Origin of the sequence: Crenothrix sp., assembly GCF_043729335.1 — a bacterium.
In the GTDB taxonomy this organism is placed as follows: Bacteria; Pseudomonadota; Gammaproteobacteria; order Methylococcales; family Methylomonadaceae; genus Crenothrix.
In genome coordinates this window covers 1-15742 of sequence record NZ_JAYTLQ010000031.1, presented here as the reverse complement: position 1 = coordinate 15742, position 15742 = coordinate 1, and the positions used below count along the sequence as shown (strand labels likewise).

Here is a 15742-nt window from a genome sequence, read left to right as displayed (position 1 = left end):
AGCATGTCGAGTATAAAAATCCGCAGTAAACGCCTTGATGGCAAAACCCAAATCAGAACCTTGATTACGCACCCTATGGAACATGGTCTCAATCATGACAAGAAGACCAACGCAGTGATTCCACCCCATTTTATCCACACCCTCACCCTTGCCCATAACGATAAAATTATCGTAACCAGCTATATGGGTATGAGTATTGCTAAAGATCCCTTCTTTGTTTTTATGTTAAATGGCGGCACTGCTGGCGATACCATAACACTTTATTGGAAAGATAACTTGGGCAATAGCGACGCTGAAAAGCATGTCATCATTTGATCTTTGAATTTGATCGCACATCTTTATTGATAAGTAATAAAATAAGCAGGCTTCATTTTCAATAGCGTTTTAGTAGTAAAATGCTGCCAGTAAACGTGCCGGCAGCATAACTTTGAGAGAGCACATTATGAAAACCAAAATCATCTTACTACCCTTCATTTTTCCCTTATTAACCGCCTGCAATACCGCGCCGGTAATGCAGCAGCAACCTAACCAGGGGCTAGAAAATGTTGGCCAGATAATGCAACAAGGTCAGCAGGCACAAGCTATGCCATCGGGCAGCCTTACAGACTTATTAATGCAACAGACGGGGGTTTCACAAACTCAGGCGCAAGGCGGTGCCGGTGCTTTGTTTCAAATTGCTAAAAGCCAGATGCAAGCCAGTGCTTTTTCTAAATTGTCACAAGCTGTACCTGGGATGGGGACTTTGTTGGGCGCAGCTCCGGTATTACAGCAACATTCCGCATTGGGCGGTTTAGCAGGATTAGCCGGTATGGGGGGTGGTTCTGGTGGCAATATGTTGGCATTGGCTTCAGCCTTTCAGCAACAAGGTATGTCACCGAGCATGGTTCAACAATTTATACCAGTTGTGATTCAATATGTCACCAATAAAGGCGGCAGTGGCTTAGCTGGCTCACTGGGTTCGGCATTATTAGGGCAATAGATAAAAACAAATTTAGGGCTACCAATTTAGCAAGCACGACTTGAACCGCGAATTTATCCAGGTTCAAGTCAATTATTAAACTTTTAGTTATATTGTCGGGTGACTGCCGTCAGTAACAATTTTCAGCTTCAACCCAGAGCGTAAGCCTTTACCCAAATCTGAATTAGATTTACGCAAATCGCCAGCAGACACCCCAAATTTTTTGCAGATCTGCGTCAAGGTATCGCCTTTTTTAACGGTATAGCGAATCAAGTGCGTAGCTGAAGATGATGCCAGCTGTTGTGGCGGTTGACTGTGGCTACTGCCACCTTTAACCACCAATCTTTGCCCGGAACGTAACGCGCCTTTAGTGGACATATTATTCCAGTCTGCCAGCGTTTTAGGCGTCAATGCAAATCGTTGTGACACATTCCAGAAAGTATCGCCTTTTTTTACCGTATAAAAACGTGAGTTATTGTCGGGTTTGTCTTTAACCTCTTTGGCAATCTTTTTAATTTCGCTGACCACCTCAGTATTTTTTGTGGGTGGAACATGCAAATAGCTGCCGGAATTGACTGAATTAGCCGCCAAATGATTGGCCTGACGCAGGGCTTTTACTGTCAGATGGTGTCGACTGGCAATTGTGCTCAAAGTTTCGCCAGCTCTTACTTTATAACGTGCAGTAAACGAGGGATCAGTGTCATTTCTTTCGTTATGCTTTTGCAAAGCGACCTGCTGATATTTTTCCTGCTTTTCGCGTCGGCTTTGCGCCAGTAATTCAGCATCACGTCTTTTACGCTCAGAGACTGCTTGGTCTTTTTGTCTTTGCGCTAACAGCTCTTCACGACGTTCTTTTTGCACATCGCGCCGTTCTTCAAGGCGTTCTCTTTGCGCTTGTTGCTGTTCCTCACGACGCTCTCTTTGCGCCTGCATCTGCTCTTCACGACGCTCTCTGTCGGCACGTTGCTGTTCAGCAAGTCTTTGCCTTTCGGCAAAAAGCTCTTCTTCATGCTTACGCTGATCAACGCGTTCTTCATAGGGCAATTGTGCGAGATTTTCTTTAAACTTTTGTAACCGAGTAATCGGCAACAACAAATGATGCGGGCCTTCTGGAGCGGTACTTTCCTTTTTAAAACCAGGATTTAGCTTTAAAAAGCTTTTGAGCGGCATATCCGCCATTTCGGCGGCCACATCCAAATCCAACTGCGAACCTACGTTAACAACAGCGCAATAGGCTTGATTGGGAATACGTTGCAAAGGAACGTTGTATTTTTCGGCATTCGCAAATAATTTAGCAATGGCCAGCAATCGAGGCACATAGTCTTCAGTTTCTTGCGGAAGGTCTAGAGACCAATAATCGGTCGGCCTGCCGTTATATTCATTTCTGTCGATCGCCTTGCCAATGTTGCCTTTGCCAAAATTATAAGATGCCAATGCCAAACACCAGTCACCACCAAAGGTTTCACCTAAATCTTGCAAAAAGCTGGTGGCTGCTTTGGTGGAGGCATAGACATCACGACGACCGTCGTACCAAGAGTTTTGTTTAAGACCAAAAAGTCGCCCTGTGGCTGGTATAAACTGCCAAAGACCAGACGCATCACTGCGCGAATAAGCTTCTGCGATGAAAGCGCTTTCAACGACAGGCAACAAAGCTAACTCACCTGGAAGTTTTTTTGCCTCAATTTCATCAAGAATAAGGTGCATGTAAGGCGCTGCACGCTCTTGAATACGGGCAATATATTCGGGATGATCCAAATACCAGTTTAACTGTCTGTCGACACGCTCATTATTAACTTCAGGTAAAGCATACAGCGATAACATCCGTCCCCATACGGTATCGTGCGCGCCAGAATAAGCTTTGTGCTTGATCTTGGCCAGATTAGTGTTATATGGTTTATTTAACGGCTTATATACAAACTCCGGGCGATAAGCACCACCCGCCGGCGCACCTCCAATTACAATCGGTTCATTTGGGGTTTCTGAGCACCCAACTGTAATTAAAGAGGCTAAAACGAATAAACAGCCATTTAGCCTGTTAGAATTGAAGTACATCATCTAACCCTACAAAGTAAAATTCAAAAAAATCATTGTTATAGTATAGTCCTAGTTTTAGCAAAAATCATTAACCTAATAATGTATGACCGAGAGTAATTAATGAAACGCAACTTTCTATTTGCCTGGTATCAGACCCCCAGGGGCAAACTGCAAAAGCAACTTGAACTTGATTATTTGCAACGTTCTATTACTGTCAGCTGCAAACAAATTATTTTACAAATAGGCGGATTAGGTTGGGAAAATGAATTTATTGATTGCGAGTTGTATCGCAATTTCACTATTGTGGATACCAAAAACCTGGGTTACAGCGGCGCTCGCAAAATCCGCGCCACCGCACACCATCTACCCTTACAATGTGACAGTGTCGATATGATTATATTGCCCCATCTGTTGGAATTTGATCCATCACGTTTTCAAACCATGCGCGAAATAGAGCGCATCTTAAAGCCGGAAGGCGTGCTTGTTGTGTTAAATTTTAATCCGTGGAGCTTATGGATAAGATATCAGTATTTATGGGATAAGCAACTGGCCGACTCCTGGCGTGGACATTTTATTAGTCGTGGCAGAATTTTAGACTGGTTAAAATTATTAAACTTTGAAGTGATATCGCTGGCTGAATTTAATTTTGATTCGGTAACATCCACCCACAGCAAAAATGTAAGCAATTTCTCTTCGCTGTTCGCCACCGCTTACGGTATTAAAGCCGTTAAACGCCGCTACAGCATTATCCCCTTAACCCCGGTTAAAAATTATAATCCGCGCTTGGCATTGGTCAATAGTATATTGTTCCGAAAGGATGATGAATAATGACCGAACCGGTTATCATTTATACCGACGGCGCGTGCCGTGGTAACCCAGGTGCTGGTGGCTGGGGTGTTTTATTAACCTATAAAGATTCTAGCAAAGAATTATATGGCGGCAGTTATGATAGCACCAATAACCGCATGGAATTAATGGCCGCCATTCAAGCCCTGGAAGCACTCAAAAAACCTTGTGCCGTCAAATTAAATACTGATTCCAAATATGTTCTGCAAGGTATTACCGAATGGTTACCCAATTGGAAAAAAAGAGGCTGGAAAACAGCGTCCAAAACAGCGGTCAAAAACGAAGATTTATGGCGCAGATTAGACGCAGCTACAGAACGCCACAGCATTGAATGGCTATGGGTAAAAGGCCACTCAGGCGACAAAGGCAATGACAGAGCCGATGAGCTTGCCAATTACGGCATTGATGCGCTGCCCAAGGACACCTTAAAGTAAAGCCACGTTCATTTTTTGTTATCCAGCATCGACTTCAAATTGGCAAACGGACTATGCGTTGTATTAATTGATGACGCTTTAGCTTTACCGGTATCAAAACGCATTTCTTCGTATTTGGAATGCTCGTTATCATGGCAATACAAACATAACAACTCCCAATTGCTGCCATCAGATGGATTATTATCATGATTATGATCTTTGTGATGCACGGTCAGCTCAGTCAAGGTTTTATGATCAAACTCCCGCGCGCAACGCCCACATACCCAAGGATACAGCTTAAGCGCCTGACCGCGATAAGATTGTTCTCTTAATTCCTGATTGCGCCTGGCATCTGTCACGATTTGATCAAGCTTATCTTTATTGATTGGTGTTTTTTTGAGGGTCATGGAGAAAAAATTGGCTATTAAAAATTTGAGTTTAGCAGAAAAACTATCCCTGCGAAAAGCGGTCAACAGCACTAAGCTGCTTACTAACACCTAAAATAATCTGCAATTTCTCAAAACAAGCAAATACCGATACACTAGCCCTATCAGGAAATGCTGCGCTATAAACAGCGCATTAAATGCATTAATCAGTACACAGGGACAAGATTTACCTTAACTGGATTGTAAAGGCTGATAGAAAAAACTGCTTATTCTTAGCCATGATAAAATACTACAGGCAATCCAATGGATTTATTAACCCGCCCTCTCGTTATTGAAACGCTTAAAAAACTTTCCGAAAATAACGACATCTGCCACACCCTGATTTACATAGAAATCAACAACACCCTGCAAATAACCAGCTTACTGCAAGGCATGGCCGGTGAAGAAGAACTGATTAGCGCCATTCAAACACTCATTTTCAATAAAATTGGCCATTTACCCGATTCTTATATGGGCAAACTAAGTTGGAATCGCTTCGCCATTATTGTAAATCTACCGGTTAAAACCAGTGTTGCGATTGCCGAAGATTTAGCGGCTTTTTTTGAGGAAAAATGTATCCACATAGGCCCACACCCCTATTATCCCAAAATAATTACCGGCGTTATTCCGTTGTCACCGGAGTATAGAGTGCCAGAAAAAATCCTGACTGCTGTTGACGAAGCGTTGTATCAAGCCAGGCGCACCGGCAATAATGCGGTTAAAGTCATCGACCATAACGCGCCAATTTTTCACAGCTATTATGATTCGCTAAAACGTGTGCCGGTTTTAAAAGACGGCTTAATCAACAATGCCTTTTTATTATACGCACAGCCCATAGTGCCACTGAATAAAAATCTTAGCGAACGCAAAGCCGAAATCTTGGTACGCTATAAAGATCCGGAAGGCGAAGTAAATTCCGACTACCAATTTGTTAAAACCGCCAATTTGTTCCGTGTCGGACGTGACATCGATTTATATGTTGTCCAGCAATTTTGTCGCTTTATGCAGCAACAAAAACCCACAGATATGATTTATTCCCTCAATATTTCGGGGTTTACGGTGCGCTTTCCGCCATTTTTAGATATCGTCAAACATACGTTTAAAAAGTACGGCGTCAATCCTGAACAAGTGTGCTTTGAAATTACCGAAACGGTGATTGATCGCGATTATCCGCAAGCCATACAGTTTATGCACAGCTTAAAACAATTAGGCTGCCAACTGGCGTTGGATGATATTGGCATGGGATCCAGCAATCTGGCTAATTTACCCAAGTTTAACGTCGATTTCATGAAGATAGACGGCGCGTTTATTAATAACGTGCTGACTGATCCGTACTGCGAACTGGTCGTTAACTTTATTACTTCGGCAGCAAAACTGTTTAATAAAAAAACCATTGCTGAGTATATTGAAACCCCGCAACAACTGGAAAAAATAAAGCAACTGGGTGTGGATTACGCGCAAGGATTTTTAACGGGCAGACCGGAATTGTTATTTGATCCTTTGCAAAACGGATGAGTTTGCAACAAAAGCCTGGGATTGGCGTGCATGGCCAAGCAGCTATAGCAAAACTGTCATAATATAATGTTATTTTGAATATTCCGATTCTTTGGATAAATCAACCATGTATAAAATCCGCACGGCAACTTTAAATTACGACTTTAAAACCCTGCGTAACCTGATGGCCAAAGCAACACCCGCACGTTCCGGGGATTTTTTGGCTGGCGTGGCGGCGGCCAATCATCTTGAACGGGTGGCCGCACAGTGGGTGCTTGCCGATGTGCCGCTTAAACAATTCCTCAATGAAGCGCTAGTGCCTTACGAACAGGATGAAATCACCCGTTTAATTATCGATGGCCACGACAACGCAGCATTTGCACCTGCCAGCCATTTAACCGTCGGTGATTTCCGCAACTGGCTGCTATCCGAGCAAGCCACTACCGAAGTGTTGACAGCCTTAGCCCCTGGCTTGACACCAGAAATGGTTGCAGCCGTGTCCAAAATAATGCGCCTTCAAGATTTGATTCTGGTGGCCAAAAAATGCCGCGTGATTACCCGCTTTCGCGGCACGATTGGTTTGGAAAAGCGTTTATCCACACGCTTACAACCCAACCATCCCACCGACAATATTGCCGGTGTCGCTGCCAGCTTGCTAGACGGTTTACTGTACGGCAGTGGCGATGCCGTCATTGGCATTAATCCCGCCACCGACAATCTGCAAGCGACTTCCCGGCTGTTATACATGCTGCATGATGTTATCGAACGCTACCAAATTCCGACCCAAGCCTGTGTATTAGCGCATGTGACGACTACACTACAGGCCATTCAACAAGGTGCGCCAGTGGACTTGGTATTTCAGTCTATTGCCGGTACGCAAAAAGCTAATCAAAGCTTTGGCATTAATCTGGCTTTGTTGGATGAAGCGCGGCAAGCGGCACTGCAACTGAAACGCGGTACGCTGGGCGATAACTGCATGTATTTTGAGACCGGACAAGGCAGTGCATTATCTGCCAATGCCCATGAAGGCTTGGATCAGCAAACCTGTGAAGCCCGCGCTTACGCAGTCGCAAGAAAATTTAAACCATTATTGGTCAATACTGTGGTCGGTTTTATCGGTCCTGAATATCTATACGATGGCAAACAAATTATCCGTGCTGGCCTTGAAGACCATTTTTGCGGCAAATTATTAGGTTTACCAATGGGTTGCGATATTTGCTATACCAATCATGCCGAAGCCGACCAAGACGATATGGATATGCTATTAACGCTGTTTGCTACGGCGGGCGGTACGTTTATTATGGGCGTTCCGGGTGCTGATGATGTCATGCTGAATTACCAATCAACTTCGTTTCATGATGCGCTTTATGTACGGCAATTACTGGGCTTGAGGCCAGCGCCGGAGTTTGAGCAATGGCTGCAACAGCACCATATTTTTACTGCCGACAATCAATTGCAAAGCCAACGCGGAATTCCCGCCGTATTTACAGCAGCATTAGAAAAACTGACGGGGCATGGGAATGGCCAACGATATACCACCTGATACCCTGCCAGACCCTTGGCATAGCCTCACGCAATTTACTCCGGCACGGATTGCTCTAGGTCATGCTGGCATGAGCTTGCCTACCCGCGCCTGTCTGGAATTTCAACTGGCACATGCCTTAGCCCGTGATGCGGTTAATATTCCGTTAGATTTTATTAGCCTCGCTCACAAAATATCTGCGTTAGGCCATCAAATCCTGACCTTACCAACCCAAGCGGAAAATCAGGCGATGTACTTGCAGCGTCCTGATTTAGGGCGTGTGCTTAGCCGTGCTGCCATTGGTAGCTTGCAACCGTATTCTGATATCAAGACCGATGTGGTGATTACGGTAGTTGATGGCTTGTCATCAAAAGCTATTGAACAGCATGCCGTGGCTTTTTTGGAGGGTTTACTACCTGAATTACAATCCCAAGACTACAAGCTGGCACCGATTTGTCTGGTAAAGCACGGGCGGGTAGCCATAGGCGATGCCATTGCAGAACATTTTGCGGCCAGATTGTGCATTGTTCTGATCGGCGAACGCCCTGGCTTAAGTTCGCCGGACAGCATGGGTATTTACTTCACTTATCAAGCTAAAGCCGGTATTAGTACAGATGCTAACCGCAATTGCATTTCCAATATCCATTTAAACGGGCTGAGCTATCAGCAAGCTTTGGCTAAAGTGCTTTTTTTGATTCAGGAAGCTGAAAAGTTACAGCTTTCGGGGGTAAATTTAAAAGACAGCACTACCGACGCGGTGCTGAATAATCTTCAAAATGCTCAAACTAATTTTCTTTTGGATTAAAAAGTGCGTTGCTATTTGGTGTTCTGCTGAATTGATGGCTTCCAGCAAACGTTGATGCCGCGATGTAAAGGCCAAGTAACGCGAACGATGGGCTTCTTTTTGTTCAGCATATCCTATCGAACTGAGGAAAACGCACCGTTCGCAAACGATGCGCCTCCTAATGTCGGCAAATCCTACCTCGCTGTGTTTAGTGTATTCACGCGCTGCGGCTTATCGAGGTTTTGTTGGCGTGTGTGTGTCTGTCAGCGTTTTCAGATAGGCCACGAGTGCTGCCTCCTCACCATTGGTCAGACCAAGGTTCCCTACAACGACCCCAGCCTGGTTCGTAAACTCTGCTGTAGGCCAGCAGTTGTTTTGCAACGCCTGCTTTTCCGTGGCGTTAGTGATACCCAAAGCTTCACATTTAACTAACACGTCACGCGTGTTGTAAAAATGCACAAGGCTCTCCAGACTCTTGAACCAACCATTGTGGGTATAGGCCTTTACAAATCCGTTGGGAGCCTTGGCCACGTTGCGCAAGGTTGGGGTTCTGAATTCCCCAGCCTCGACACCGTTGACGTGGCCTTTCAGGCCTTGTTTCGCGCCTTTGGCGAGAGGTGCCGCATTCCTGGTACCGTCCTCCGGGATTTCACGATTGTAAGGCACGCCAATATGGTGATAGCGGTTGTCCGTATAAAGCTGTTTCGGCGTCTCTCCTCTAGGATCAGCTGCCTGATCCTGCGGGACACCATTGTGACATACCACGCAGTGAGCCCGCTTCGTAGCATTCCCAACCAACGGCCCGAAGGTGGAATAAAACAGATCATGACCCAGATTTTCCTTAGCAGTCAGACCATCGAGAGGAAACTTTCCATCTGCATCGTTATTAAGTGCCACATCTCGCTTCGAGCTGAACGAATTGACGTCAACCGAAGACTGCCAGGCCGCAAGTGCCACCGCAATACGCTTGTAACTAGTCAAGAAAGGCGGATTATTTGCCGGTTGTGCTTTGCAGTCGAGGCGTTCACCAAAGGCCTGCTGATACAAATAGCCATACTTAGCGTCTTTAACGATTTGGCAAACTCTCCTCACTCTAATGTTTTGCTCAACAAGGTTCGGGAAAGGGTTTAAGGCCTGATCGGCCGTAGGGCCAAGAAATTTTGCGTATTCGGTATGGGTTCCTAGGTCAGCCAGTGTGATCGTAGCGCTGAAAGTACCAGAAATCCCAATCTGGCAATTGGGACCATTCTCTTTACCACAGCCTTCTGCACGACCGTCCCAGAAGTTGCCACCTTCCCAAGGCGGTATAAACGGAACACCAACAAGAGGACGAAAGGGGGGGCTGAAGCTTGCATAAGCGTTAGAGGGTGGCTTAATGCTGCCAAGTCTCTTCGGCTTGGCGCCCGGCGCCACCACTGTAGTCTTGTTAATGGCGGAATCCGGTAGAATCCAGCCTTTTGCGGGATCGTGGCATGAGGCACAAGACTGCTGATCCTCTGGGGTGGAAATCTTATCAAAAAAGACATTCTTTCCCAGCAATTCTAAAGGCGTAAGCGCGGCAGCGCCTCCAGACCAAAGTAATAGTGGCATCGCCGCAACGGACGCGGCGAGCAACACCCTTGTCTTTAACTTCATGATGATTGTTGCCTGTCGTTTTTTTAATTCGCGGTTAGCACCTGTATCAAGGCTGGCCATCCATTGTGAATTTCGCTTGCTGCCCATGTTATTTCTCCGGCAAGGTTTTCTATAAAAGGCTATATTTCATAAAGTTATAATCAAATAGGCCGGTCTCCATTGAAATCGCAATGGAACAGCACCCTATCAATCGAACCTGAGCCCATTGATGTTATAGTTTTTATATACATAAAATAAATTTTACAATTTGCATTTTTATAATTTTTATAAAAAATACAACACAAGATTATCATAGGCGTTAGGCATGTAAATGATGCAACTGCATCATTTTTTTAAATTAAGTGTTATTTTGTCTTATTTATTTACACCTTACTAAAAATAATTATTTTACATATTGATATAAAAGGCTTTATTTTTTATTAATTTAACCATACATTATCAATACCTTATCATCTGCATAAATTTCTTTATTTTCATTTCCCTCGTTGCAGTTGTTAGCTTCAATATCTAATTTTAAAAAACCAATGATTTAAGTTTTATCTATGTAAAATATTATGACAATAATTTTTTACATACCGAAGATTAAGCCAGTGCATATCCTCAATATCTTCGTACAATAAGTCGACATGATATTGCTAAGGCGAGAGAGCTCGATAATTTATCTGCTAACGCTTGTGGGAATTTCAAGGAAGTTGGTTCAATAAATTGAAGTGTTGTTTGCTGATACGGCTTTGTAGCGGAGAGGGTGGTGCAGGAAAGTAAATAGAAATCCTATTGGGCTGAAGGTTAATTAAGGCCATAAGATCCGCTACGCATAGGATGTGTAATAGTCAAGTAAATTTGGACACAGCATTAGGTGCTTTTTGAAAAATACACGCATCTTCTGCATCTCGCAAACCCAGATCACGTAAGGCATAAGCTTCCACTTTAAACGTCTGAGTAAGCCACTTTGCTAACTGTGGCGGAAGCTGGGCATCAACCCAATAGATCATGCAACCAAGCGTTCCAAATTTGCGCGTCGGGCAGCATACAGCAAACACGCCTGGATATCTAACAATTCTAAATCAGGGAAATCTTGTAAAATTTCTTCAATACTTACACCTTCACCCAACATTTGCAAAATATCACTGACACGAATTCTCATACTGCGAATGCATGGTTTTCCACCACATTGGAGCGGATTATGTGTAATTCTTGTCTCTAAGTTCAAAATCATGACCCCTAGTTTAATTTAAATCACTACTTTAATAAGTCTTGGAGCTTATATGGGGTTACTTGCCAGCCTCTATAAAGCGAAGAATCGCTCTCAATGCGCCTAAACTTTTCACACAGATTGTTTTATCATTACTGAAGCAAACAAATCCGATGTCACTAACTCAGTTAACCATTGATTTAAGCGTTTGTAATCCGAAGCCTCAAACCATTGGCTGTTTACCGAGGCAAGCTGTCTTATAAAAGGAAAAATAGCCGCATCTACCAGCGAAAAATGACTACCCGCTAAATATTTACTATGGCTAAGCCTTACTTCTAATTCAGCCAAAAAAATTTCTGCCTGCTTTCGATAATAATCTTCCGAATATTCGGGGTAGCGGTCAGCGTATTTATAGCGATCCAGATAATACTTAAATTCCCCATCATTCCATTGAATCAAGCTTTCCGATTCAGCATCCAAAATCTGCCAGTTATCAGGGTCATGTTGCAATAAAGCCCAGCACATAATATGCAAACTTTCCTCTAACACCTTGCCATTTGGCAGATGCAAAACCGGCACCGTCCCTTTAGGTGATATCACTAACATTTGCTCAGGTTTATGCTTTAAATCAACCTCCCTTATTTCCACAGCAACCTTGGAATAAGCGATGGCTAACCGGGCTCTGATAGCATAAGGACACCGGCGAAAACTGTACAGAACAGGCAAATCATTCGTCATACAGGAGGTTTTTAAACTTGCTCTTTACGTGTCATCCAAAAAACCAACAATGGCAACAGACAACCCAACACTATGCAGGTAGCCAAAATAATCCACGTTGAATTTGTCCAACGTACCGGATAGACATCTTCTCTTACCGATGCACTAATCCCTGGAATGCTGGGAATATCCACATCGCCGCCGTCGACTTTCAATTGCGCCTTCATACCTTTTTCCATGTGCTGGGGTATCTCACAATGCACCAGATAAGTTTTTTTCATGCTGGGGACTATCAACGAAGCGGTTAATTGGCCTTGGCCGTAAAGCTCCAAATGAAACATGCCGTGCGGATATAAATAACCCGGCAAGCCATGCACCATTAACTGATGACGAATTTGATCGTCATTAATAAAAGTAATATTAATTTTGGCACAGGGCTTAACGTTCCATTCCTGTTGGTCAAACGCAAACATCTTGCCATTAAACTTTGTCGCGTGTTTATGGCCTGCACGAATCGTTAAATTAACGTTCTCTGAAATTTTCGGGCAATCCTTGGGCAGGTTGTTTTCATTAGCATTCATAATCATGCTTTTTTCATCCATGTACATGCCATCGTGGTTCATGGTCATGGCGGATGTTAATTGGCTATTGCCCAACAATAGTAAGGCTAATATCAAAAAGGATTTTATGGTCATGATCTGTTTTTTCCTTTGTAAGCCACACTCATAAAAATAAGCAGGCCAATAATTAACCCGACCGCCAAACCAAACAACGCCAGACGTACCATACTGATTTCAAAAATACCCGCCTCACCCAATAACTGCGAAAACTCACCGGTATCCCAAAGCGATTGTTGTTTGGAATAGTACTTTTTATTAAATAACTGGTTAAGCATCTCATCGTGCATTTTGGGCATACCTTGCTCATCCACCAAGGGTTTATACGCCAGAATAGCCATATTCCCGCCCGGTTCCATGCCATCACTCATCGTGCCGGTAGGCACATGATCATGGAACATCCATAAACCTGGTCCGTAACTGTGTAAACCATCGTTTAGGGTTTGCAGTTGCAAATCCATGCGCTGTGCGGGGGCGATATCAAATACATCGCGGGTAATTTGCTGCGCTACAGGTTGTTCAACGCCATCGTAGGCGGTGATAGTGGCTTTATGACCATGGATGTGCAACGCCACTGACGAACGTTGGGCGTTGGCAACGCGCAATTTTATGTTTTCGTTATCACCGGCAATAATCATGCTGTCGCGTAGCGTGTACGGAAATGAATGGCCATTCAGCATGAAGTAATTTTCAAATGATTCAGTCATATTGTAATCACGGGTCATTTTATTGGCTATCAACCTCGGATCACCGTATTCCTGCACCAACTGGGTAAGCTTTTTATCCAGCGACTGATAGAACAGATCGTATTCCTGAGTAAAGGCTTGTTTGGTAGCGACAGAACGGTGACGCACCTGCCCTGCCCCCACATTAAAGGTTTGCACCCAATTATTAGGCTTATTTTCTTCGATAACAAACATGCCACTTAAGCCCATCAGCATGTGGCGTGCAGTTTGTACATGGCAATGGTAAAACATGGTACCGGTATGGCGTGGCTGTATCTCATAGGTGTGGTTTTGGCCAGGAAAAACCGGATGCTCTTCCATGCCGTCATTATCATCACCCTTTGAATTGTGCCAAGGATGATCAACACCATGCAAATGAATAGTGTGCGGCAAGTAATGGGTGTTTTCCAGGGTAATTGTCACCTTATCGCCCTGTTCCACACGAATAGTCGGTGATGGCGCACGCAATAACGGGTTGGCCGCAAAGGTGGTAAAGCTTTTCACTCCCATGCCTTGGGATTTGGGCGCAAATACCCAAAGACCAGGCTGGATGCCGGGGGCAATATCGAAAGTGTTGATTAAATAGTTACCATCCGGACTACCGCCATTTAGCTCCATGATTTCAAGCTTAATGTCGATAATATCAGGGTCGCCGTCTTTATCGATATCTTCCCCCATCACCACGGCATCTTGTGCTAGTCGCGTTTGCATCAGCGTACCCATGGAAATATTATTAGTGCCTTTTACGGACGCTGCAATATCGTAAGGATTATCAGGCTCACAGGCAGGCGAAGCTTCAATTTCAACACCATCAATCACTTGTGCTTGCCGCCACTCTGGGTTTTCGTTGGAACAGGGTTTTTCCATATCGCTGGTATCTACCGAACCATTCGCTAAAGTGGCGGGCGCAGTAACACCGGCTTTTTGTTCAAAACTGGGCAGTAATTGCACAACGGCAACGACAAGTAAGCAAAAAAATAAAATCAGTACAGCAAGAAGTTTTTTGGACATAAACCTGGATAAAGTGGGGTAATTAAAGCGTTGCTAACAGGGCTTTGTTAGGTACGCCATAATGGCTAAGACTATAACTAGAACGCAAAAGGTTCCTACTTCGAAGAGTTTTAGAAAACTAGCAGCTTAATATTTAACGTAGCCTTGATGTTAAAGCAGTTATCCGCGTTTATCAATGTTTACCTTGAGGCTTGTTCGCTATTGGCGTAAAAACACCGAGTAATCATGAAGAAATAACAGCAAAACGCCAGCAAAAGCTGGCGTTTTTTATACAAAATTATTGTCCATTTTAATGGGAAACTTAAAATATTAATTTTAAATTTTTTACGCAAATAACCCTTCTAATAATCCTGTATTTAGCAACCAGCAAGTAAAAGTTTCCGGTACAGATTTACCCAACTGCTTCCAACTGGCGTCATGAGAGTCGGAATTATTTTCTGGGGCTGTGGATAAATTATCGTGTTTAGCTTGCTCTTGAATAGTCGTTTCTACTGCCGCAAGATCAAAATGTATCCATGCAAGAGAGTCGGCCTCTCCAAGCTCCCGGGTTTTTATTTGACCGTCTACCGTGCTACTCGTCACTTCGGTATCGAAATTTTTTACAATATTACTAGGATTACTGAAATAGCCTGCATCAAAAACCAGGAAAGCGTATAGATTATCTTTTAAAGAATGATGAGTATTGGGGAATAATTCATCCAGTGATATAGAAGAATGTAGCGATAAAACGCCTCCCAAATAGGCAGTAGATGATCTGGTTATGTCCGTATCATGATCAGATGGACTAACATTAGTATTTTTATAATCCGCGTAAATATTACTTTCTAAACCGGTAAGATTATCGAATTGTAACAATGGCACTGCATGTGCACTGGCAGAAGTTATCCATAACGCGCTAAATAACAGTTTTTTAATAAGGTCGCTTTTGTTAATTTTCATGATGACACCCTCATTAGTCTTTGAATGGAATGTAATTCAGCCATCTCTTAATTAAAACAGAGATCTGTAATTTTTCGTCCCTGTTTCGCAACAGGTATGACGACAAGCTTTATTTTTAGCTTACACATTCCAGATAAAGCAACAGTCATGCCAATTTATTTATTGCAATATAAACAATGGCTTATTATTTTAATTCCAGCTCAAAAAAAATCATTGAAAACTATCTTGACGACAACCCTGTGTAAAACAAATACAACCGTTATAAGAGAAAAGATTGGGATGCGGGGAAGTTGAAGCGTATGGCAAGTCCTTCGGCTAAGTTTAAGAACATGGCTACACACATAAGACGGGACACTCAATAAGGCACACCGTTCGGCCTGAGCTTGTCGAAGGGTGTACGGTGTGCCGCACATGGTTCGACAAGGCTCTC

General features: G+C 43.7%; 16 protein-coding genes and 1 riboswitch. Of the genes, 7 read left to right on the top strand and 9 right to left on the bottom strand.

Features of this window, described 5'->3' with window-relative positions:
• The first annotated feature begins 3 nt into the window (after positions 1 to 3).
• Positions 4 to 315, top strand: a complete 312-nt coding sequence (gene soxZ / locus ACHZC4_RS07585; RefSeq protein ID WP_394753229.1) for a thiosulfate oxidation carrier complex protein SoxZ — start codon at positions 4 to 6, stop codon at positions 313 to 315.
• Between the two features lie 127 nt (positions 316 to 442).
• Complete coding sequence (locus ACHZC4_RS07580) at positions 443 to 979, top strand: DUF2780 domain-containing protein (protein WP_394753228.1); 537 nt, start codon at positions 443 to 445, stop codon at positions 977 to 979.
• An 87-nt stretch (positions 980 to 1066) separates the two neighbouring features.
• Here the strand turns inward: ACHZC4_RS07580 and ACHZC4_RS07575 are convergent, their stop codons facing one another.
• Positions 1067 to 3013, bottom strand: a complete 1947-nt coding sequence (locus ACHZC4_RS07575) for a LysM peptidoglycan-binding domain-containing protein (RefSeq protein WP_394753227.1) — start codon at positions 3011 to 3013, stop codon at positions 1067 to 1069.
• Positions 3014 to 3112: 99 nt separating this feature from the next.
• On the opposite strand from ACHZC4_RS07575, the gene ACHZC4_RS07570 reads away from it, so the two are divergent.
• On the top strand, positions 3113 to 3820 hold the full coding sequence (locus tag ACHZC4_RS07570; protein ID WP_394753226.1) for a class I SAM-dependent methyltransferase: 708 nt from the start codon (positions 3113 to 3115) through the stop codon (positions 3818 to 3820).
• Complete coding sequence (rnhA, locus tag ACHZC4_RS07565) at positions 3820 to 4272, top strand: ribonuclease HI (RefSeq protein ID WP_394753225.1); 453 nt, start codon at positions 3820 to 3822, stop codon at positions 4270 to 4272. Before ACHZC4_RS07570 ends, rnhA begins: the two co-directional genes overlap by 1 nt.
• A gap of 8 nt (positions 4273 to 4280) precedes the next feature.
• Here the strand turns inward: rnhA and ACHZC4_RS07560 are convergent, their stop codons facing one another.
• The gene (locus ACHZC4_RS07560) at positions 4281 to 4658 is read right to left on the bottom strand and encodes a YajD family HNH nuclease (protein WP_394753224.1); all 378 of its coding nucleotides are present in this window, start codon (positions 4656 to 4658) and stop codon (positions 4281 to 4283) included.
• A gap of 282 nt (positions 4659 to 4940) precedes the next feature.
• Here ACHZC4_RS07560 and ACHZC4_RS07555 point away from each other — a divergent pair, with 282 nt between their 5' ends.
• The 3 genes from ACHZC4_RS07555 (at position 4941) to eutC (ending at position 8497) form a co-directional block, all read left to right on the top strand.
• Positions 4941 to 6191 carry an EAL domain-containing protein gene (locus ACHZC4_RS07555; protein WP_394753223.1) on the top strand — a complete coding sequence of 417 codons (1251 nt, stop codon included), beginning with the start codon at positions 4941 to 4943 and terminating at the stop codon, positions 6189 to 6191.
• 106 nt (positions 6192 to 6297) lie between these two features.
• Entirely contained in the window at positions 6298 to 7713 is a 1416-nt protein-coding gene (locus ACHZC4_RS07550) for an ethanolamine ammonia-lyase subunit EutB (RefSeq protein ID WP_394753222.1), read from the top strand.
• Positions 7691 to 8497, top strand: coding sequence for an ethanolamine ammonia-lyase subunit EutC (eutC, locus tag ACHZC4_RS07545; RefSeq protein ID WP_394753221.1), 807 nt, complete (start codon positions 7691 to 7693; stop codon positions 8495 to 8497). Before ACHZC4_RS07550 ends, eutC begins: the two co-directional genes overlap by 23 nt.
• 210 nt (positions 8498 to 8707) lie before the next feature.
• Here eutC and ACHZC4_RS07540 read toward each other — a convergent pair whose 3' ends face one another.
• From ACHZC4_RS07540 to ACHZC4_RS07510, 7 genes are all read right to left on the bottom strand, one after another.
• Complete coding sequence (locus ACHZC4_RS07540; protein WP_394753220.1) at positions 8708 to 10198, bottom strand: cytochrome-c peroxidase; 1491 nt, start codon at positions 10196 to 10198, stop codon at positions 8708 to 8710.
• 743 nt (positions 10199 to 10941) lie between these two features.
• A complete protein-coding gene (locus ACHZC4_RS07535; protein ID WP_394753219.1) occupies positions 10942 to 11103 on the bottom strand; it encodes a DUF5615 family PIN-like protein in 162 nt (53 codons plus the stop codon).
• Positions 11100 to 11327: a DUF433 domain-containing protein gene (locus ACHZC4_RS07530; RefSeq protein ID WP_394753218.1), complete on the bottom strand. Its 228-nt coding sequence runs from the start codon at positions 11325 to 11327 to the stop codon at positions 11100 to 11102. The genes ACHZC4_RS07535 and ACHZC4_RS07530 overlap by 4 nt, the downstream gene beginning before the upstream one ends.
• A 108-nt stretch (positions 11328 to 11435) precedes the next feature.
• Entirely contained in the window at positions 11436 to 12041 is a 606-nt protein-coding gene (locus ACHZC4_RS07525; protein WP_394753217.1) for a glutathione S-transferase, read from the bottom strand.
• An 11-nt stretch (positions 12042 to 12052) separates the two neighbouring features.
• A complete protein-coding gene (locus ACHZC4_RS07520) occupies positions 12053 to 12715 on the bottom strand; it encodes a multicopper oxidase domain-containing protein (RefSeq protein WP_394753216.1) in 663 nt (220 codons plus the stop codon).
• Positions 12712 to 14373, bottom strand: coding sequence for a multicopper oxidase domain-containing protein (locus tag ACHZC4_RS07515; protein WP_394753215.1), 1662 nt, complete (start codon positions 14371 to 14373; stop codon positions 12712 to 12714). Before ACHZC4_RS07515 ends, ACHZC4_RS07520 begins: the two co-directional genes overlap by 4 nt.
• A gap of 324 nt (positions 14374 to 14697) precedes the next feature.
• Positions 14698 to 15312 carry a hypothetical protein gene (locus ACHZC4_RS07510; RefSeq protein ID WP_394753214.1) on the bottom strand — a complete coding sequence of 205 codons (615 nt, stop codon included), beginning with the start codon at positions 15310 to 15312 and terminating at the stop codon, positions 14698 to 14700.
• 27 nt (positions 15313 to 15339) lie between these two features.
• A riboswitch (cyclic di-GMP riboswitch) is annotated at positions 15340 to 15423 on the bottom strand.
• Positions 15424 to 15742: the final 319 nt, after the last annotated feature.

Coding starts and splice junctions, on each gene's coding strand:
- ACHZC4_RS07540 (WP_394753220.1), bottom strand. CDS start 10,198: ATGGGCAGCAAGCGAAATTCACAATGGATGGCCAGCCTTGATACAGGT.
- rnhA (WP_394753225.1), top strand. CDS start 3,820: ATGACCGAACCGGTTATCATTTATACCGACGGCGCGTGCCGTGGTAAC.
- eutC (WP_394753221.1), top strand. CDS start 7,691: ATGGCCAACGATATACCACCTGATACCCTGCCAGACCCTTGGCATAGC.
- ACHZC4_RS07580 (WP_394753228.1), top strand. CDS start 443: ATGAAAACCAAAATCATCTTACTACCCTTCATTTTTCCCTTATTAACC.
- ACHZC4_RS07555 (WP_394753223.1), top strand. CDS start 4,941: ATGGATTTATTAACCCGCCCTCTCGTTATTGAAACGCTTAAAAAACTT.
- ACHZC4_RS07535 (WP_394753219.1), bottom strand. CDS start 11,103: ATGATCTATTGGGTTGATGCCCAGCTTCCGCCACAGTTAGCAAAGTGG.
- ACHZC4_RS07510 (WP_394753214.1), bottom strand. CDS start 15,312: ATGAAAATTAACAAAAGCGACCTTATTAAAAAACTGTTATTTAGCGCG.
- ACHZC4_RS07560 (WP_394753224.1), bottom strand. CDS start 4,658: ATGACCCTCAAAAAAACACCAATCAATAAAGATAAGCTTGATCAAATC.
- ACHZC4_RS07575 (WP_394753227.1), bottom strand. CDS start 3,013: ATGATGTACTTCAATTCTAACAGGCTAAATGGCTGTTTATTCGTTTTA.
- ACHZC4_RS07520 (WP_394753216.1), bottom strand. CDS start 12,715: ATGACCATAAAATCCTTTTTGATATTAGCCTTACTATTGTTGGGCAAT.
- ACHZC4_RS07515 (WP_394753215.1), bottom strand. CDS start 14,373: ATGTCCAAAAAACTTCTTGCTGTACTGATTTTATTTTTTTGCTTACTT.
- ACHZC4_RS07530 (WP_394753218.1), bottom strand. CDS start 11,327: ATGATTTTGAACTTAGAGACAAGAATTACACATAATCCGCTCCAATGT.
- soxZ (WP_394753229.1), top strand. CDS start 4: ATGTCGAGTATAAAAATCCGCAGTAAACGCCTTGATGGCAAAACCCAA.
- ACHZC4_RS07550 (WP_394753222.1), top strand. CDS start 6,298: ATGTATAAAATCCGCACGGCAACTTTAAATTACGACTTTAAAACCCTG.
- ACHZC4_RS07525 (WP_394753217.1), bottom strand. CDS start 12,041: ATGACGAATGATTTGCCTGTTCTGTACAGTTTTCGCCGGTGTCCTTAT.
- ACHZC4_RS07570 (WP_394753226.1), top strand. CDS start 3,113: ATGAAACGCAACTTTCTATTTGCCTGGTATCAGACCCCCAGGGGCAAA.